The following is a 4357-nucleotide window of genomic DNA, read 5'->3' as shown; positions in this document are numbered from 1 at the left end:
TTAAAACCAAGGCTGTGTTTCCAGATGAGGAGTCTGTTTTCAAGCTGATGTATTTGGCAATGAACAACATTGCTAAGCGATGGAATCGACCGATAAAAAATTGGAAGGCAGCCTTGTCTCATTTTGCTATCCTATTTCCAGGACGCTTCAACTATTAAAAATCTAAAGGCTTACACAAAAATCTAAACACTCTCTGCCGCTTGATCAACTTGATCTTGGTGTTAATCCCTTCCGTCACACTACTGGTTGTGCGGTGTTCAAAATAATTGCAAATTCCACTCCAATGCTGCTCAATCATCTGTGCAGACTTCTGATAAAACCGTCCAGCAATTCGTATCCATCGCTGAAATTGTCTTTTTGCCCCCTGCACTGTTCGAGCGTGCTCGTAAATCTGCCTAAGTTCTTCTTTGAACTCATAGACTATCCTCAAACAAGGAAAGCCCTTCAATCCCTCATCCAGTTGTTGCCACTGCTTATTGCTGAGCGCTTCACGGTTCTTCCATAGCAGATGCGGTAATCCCTTGAACTTGACGTGCATCTGCCGCCGTAATTGATTTAATTCCTCATTAACATGCTCCATCACATGGAAGCGGTCATAGAAAATCTTGGCATTGGGGAAGAGAACCTCAATCACATGGGTAAACCCACCCCACATATCAATACTGACTTCCTCGACGCTAGCTCTGGCTTCGGGCGCAAACGCTTCTAGGGCAGTCATGACGTCCTTTTGTTTGTGACTGTTGATCACCTCAATCAACTGGGCTTGGTCTAAATCCATTACCATTGTTAGTAAGCCATGATGGCCTTGATACTGGCTAAACTCATCCAGACTCAAACGTCGGGGCAGGCACTCGACTTTTTTACTCGGGCCACCGCCTGTCCCTTAAAGATTGCCCTCACACTGCTGGCACTGGCCCATTCGACTCGACTGACGACTTCGATACTCGATTGCTTCACTTGTTCATAGATCGCTTGTTCATAACGCTGTGTGTAGTGATGTTGCCAGTCCACAAAGGACAGCCGTTCAGTCCAAAATCGCTGGCACTCTTGACAGTGAAACTGACGACGGGGCACTTGGAGATAAATGGGTTTGCCAAACACAGGCAGATCCCGAATCAAAATATATTCCACCTGATGAATTTCATCTAAGCTGGCACCACAGCCAGGACAGCAGATGGTCTCGTTAAGATATCTAAGCTTCAAAACCACAGTCCCATCGACTTCTTTGTAACCATCGACTGTGACGTAAGGTAAGTGCAAAAGGCTATCGAGATAGAAGTCCATATCTCACCTCGCAAACGTGCCTCTTTATACAATTATCCTACAGATCCATGGAGAGCCGACAAATCTTACGTGGAGTCAGGTTCAATGGTGCCATTTGCTCATCGGAGACCTTCACACGGGTCGGATACTTCCCCTTCAATTGACTGGCTTTCACCCACAAGCCAGTCAGGGTTGTTGTGCCTCGAATCCAAGCCATCATTTGGTTGAGCGAACGCAAGGGTTGACCTGCCCAATTCATCGAGATGAAGCTGAACAATCGATGCCCAATCGGGTTCCACTTGGAAGCACTCGAAGGATAATGGCACACCATCACCTCAATCTGGTAGCAATCCGCCAACAATTGCAATTGCTGTTTCCAATTGCGTACCCGGTGCCCGTTGCTGCCGACTGAATCGCATAAGACCAACAACTTGTCCTCGTCGGTGGGGCGGGGACGGTCTTTGCGCCTCCATCACTGCTCAATAGCATCCACCGCAAAGTCTGCAGTATCGTCGCTGGTGTCAACATAGATATAGCCCCGGTTATGTACCACATCATAGATGCCCTAATGGTTTGTCAGGGAAATTTTGATGGGTAGTGTATTAGACGACAATACAGTTAGGGTCTTACGCAAATTTGGTGATCTTGGAATTAGAAGTTCTTTGAACCCTTGATTTTGCGTTAGCTCTTTGAGCGATCGCACCCCAATTCACCAAATTTGCGTAAGAGCCCAAGATGATTGTCATTTGATACCTTGTCCAGCAGCTTTTTAGTTTCTCTTTATAAATCAGCTCTAAACGCCCCTTTTTCTATGAATAACTAAACCCCATAACAAACTATTAACCTGGTTTAGGAGGCGATGGGGAACAGAACGGTACAACCAGGGTTTCAGCGATCGTCCTACCTCCAGCCGCCGAATGCAAAAACAGACCCGGTCCTGCAAACATCCACCCCGCTTAAGCTTTAACGTTTTGTTTCAAGATTACTTAAACACACATGATTCATGCCAATGATGAAAGGGATATGTTCATGGATAGCTTTAGCCTGAACTTCGGAGTAGCAAGCATTTAGCACAACACATTGCAGCGAGTCCTTAAACAGAGCAAGGAGTTGGGCGATCGCCTCCCCGGAAACCGCTTTCCCGTCACCCACCTCATCTTCCAGAAGTAGCCCTTTAGCCCCTGTCCCATGCCCTGAGAAGTGAAGGATATAGGGTTTGGAGTCGAGCAATGCGCGATGCACGTCACGGGTGCGGACAGCGTGTTCAGAGACAAGGGTGAAGTTGTCTCGGAGTTTAGAGCGTTTGGTAAGCCCTTCTTTTACCTCGCGCAGCTCCTCGTCCAGACGTAGAGGAGCGGTGCCTCTAGGGTGGGCACTGAGCATGAGGACGGTGCGGGGGATCGGCATGGCCCAGGCAATGCTCTAGGTAGAAGAGTTAAAGCCAGTATAGCCAAAAGGGATGGAGGAGAGGGGAATGAGCGATCGCTCCATCTCCTCACTTATTCCCTATTCAACTTTCCCAGTAGTTCCTCACATTCAAAGTTGGAGGGAATGCCGTGACCAGAGGAGCCGTTGAGCTTCTTGGTAGTGAGGGGGGAAATAGCGTTGTCACCGGGCACATCTCCAACGTGCACCAGATGCTGCGAGGCTTCCTGGTAGTGAGGGGAAAATAGCGTTGTTACGGGGGGCCTGTAGAGGTTGACGATATTGAGAGCATAAGTTTCATTGATGCGATCGCCCCTTCTTCCGTTCTGTCGTTGGGCGATCACCCTCTTCAAGTTCTTTGGCAGGATAAAATCTGGAGCCAGTTCATTGCTAGGTTTAGAGTATTCATCAGTTCTGGGAAAGCTCCCGATTCAATTTCTGAGATTTTCCCAGAACTGGACGTGCAGAAGCAATTTTCTCCTACATTTCTGGTTTCTTTAAAAGACGAGAAGAGCGATCGCCTTTTGCTTCTGGCAAGAATCATGCAGGTTAAAAGGCGCACACATCATTTCGTGACGCTCCTACACCAACTTACGGGGGGTCTGGTGTAGGAGCGTCACGTATTGGTATGAGGGCATTCCCGGTTTACTGTGAAGTAACCATACAACCACATCACCTGGTGAGAACTTCTTGCTTCTATCATCAACCTGCATTGTTATTGTCGAGGTAATAGCTATCCCCTATCTCCCAAACCCGCTGGTTAACTAAAATTACTGCATTTTCTCTAAATCTGGGCATGCTAAACCCAGGTATATTCAACTGCCTAGCGTCTATGGCAACCCTCATCCCCAGCTTCTCTACCTGCTCCCAGCGCATGACACCGGGAGAACGACGTCTTGCTCAGCGGCTAGAGAGCAAGCTAGAAGATGATTACCTGCTCTGGTATGACGTGCCCGTAGGCCGAAAACGCCTCCACCCTGATTTCATCCTGCTCCACCCACTGCGGGGCATCATCGTTCTAGAAATCAAGGATTGGAGACTCAACACCATTGAGGCGATCGCCCCCGACACCGCCACAATCCTTACAGCAGACGGCACCAAAACAGTAGAGAACCCAATGCTCCAGGCACGGAATTATGCGTTGGCGATCGCCTCCCTCCTCGAACAAGACCCGCTGCTCGTTCAGGGGGCTGGCCCACATCAAGGCAAACTCGCCTTCCCCTACAGCTACGGCCTGGTGCTGACCAACATCACCCGCAAGCAGTTCGACAGCACCGACCTGGGAGCCATCCTCCAACTCAACCTTGTCATCTGCCAGGACGAGATGTATGAGGATGTAGACCCAATGGAATTTCAGCAACGGCTCTGGAACCTCTGCACCTACAACTTCGGTGAAGTGCTGACCGATGCCCAAATAGATCGGGTTCGCTGGCACCTCTTCCCCGAGGTTCGCATCGGCGTACAGCTTTCCCTCTTTCCCGACGACACCCCAGAACAGGAGGAGAAGGCGATCGCTATCCCTGACCTAATCCGGGTGATGGATATGCAACAGGAGCAGTCAGACACCCCCGGCGAAGCCGGTGGCTTAATGAGTGGGACCGCCTCAAAGGCGGGCGTCCTCACCGGGGGCTTACCGGTTTGTCTCTAGAACTGTCCTCCTTTATCCGCT

5 protein-coding genes and 2 pseudogenes are annotated in these 4357 nt (G+C 49.5%); 2 read left to right on the top strand and 5 right to left on the bottom strand.

What is annotated here, in order from left to right:
- Nucleotides 1-158: pseudogene (locus tag NDI52_RS34705) on the top strand (IS256 family transposase); the annotation flags it as partial.
- On the opposite strand, the gene NDI52_RS34700 reads toward NDI52_RS34705, so the two are convergent.
- The 5 genes and pseudogenes from NDI52_RS34700 to NDI52_RS34680 form a co-directional block, all read right to left on the bottom strand.
- Entirely contained in the window at nt 155-835 is a 681-nt protein-coding gene (locus tag NDI52_RS34700; RefSeq protein WP_348257203.1) for a transposase, read from the bottom strand. The pseudogene NDI52_RS34705 and the gene NDI52_RS34700 overlap by 4 nt on opposite strands.
- Nucleotides 832-1284, bottom strand: coding sequence for a transposase family protein (locus NDI52_RS34695; protein WP_348257202.1), 453 nt, complete (start codon nt 1282-1284; stop codon nt 832-834). The genes NDI52_RS34700 and NDI52_RS34695 overlap by 4 nt, the downstream gene beginning before the upstream one ends.
- 37 nt (nt 1285-1321) lie before the next feature.
- Nucleotides 1322-1816, bottom strand: a pseudogene (locus NDI52_RS34690) (hypothetical protein).
- Nucleotides 1817-2226: 410 nt separating this feature from the next.
- Entirely contained in the window at nt 2227-2670 is a 444-nt protein-coding gene (locus tag NDI52_RS34685) for a CHAT domain-containing protein (RefSeq protein WP_348257201.1), read from the bottom strand.
- Between the two features lie 92 nt (nt 2671-2762).
- The gene (locus NDI52_RS34680; RefSeq protein ID WP_348257200.1) at nt 2763-3032 is read right to left on the bottom strand and encodes a hypothetical protein; all 270 of its coding nucleotides are present in this window, start codon (nt 3030-3032) and stop codon (nt 2763-2765) included.
- A gap of 488 nt (nt 3033-3520) precedes the next feature.
- On the opposite strand from NDI52_RS34680, the gene NDI52_RS34675 reads away from it, so the two are divergent.
- On the top strand, nt 3521-4336 hold the full coding sequence (locus NDI52_RS34675; RefSeq protein ID WP_348257199.1) for a nuclease-related domain-containing protein: 816 nt from the start codon (nt 3521-3523) through the stop codon (nt 4334-4336).
- Nucleotides 4337-4357 lie beyond the last annotated feature (21 nt).

This window comes from Leptolyngbya sp. PL-A3 (assembly GCF_039962325.1).
Lineage (GTDB): Bacteria > Cyanobacteriota > Cyanobacteriia > Elainellales > Elainellaceae > Vacuolonema.
The sequence above is the reverse complement of the archived record's forward strand: the minus strand, read 5'-3'. Positions and strand labels throughout refer to the sequence as shown.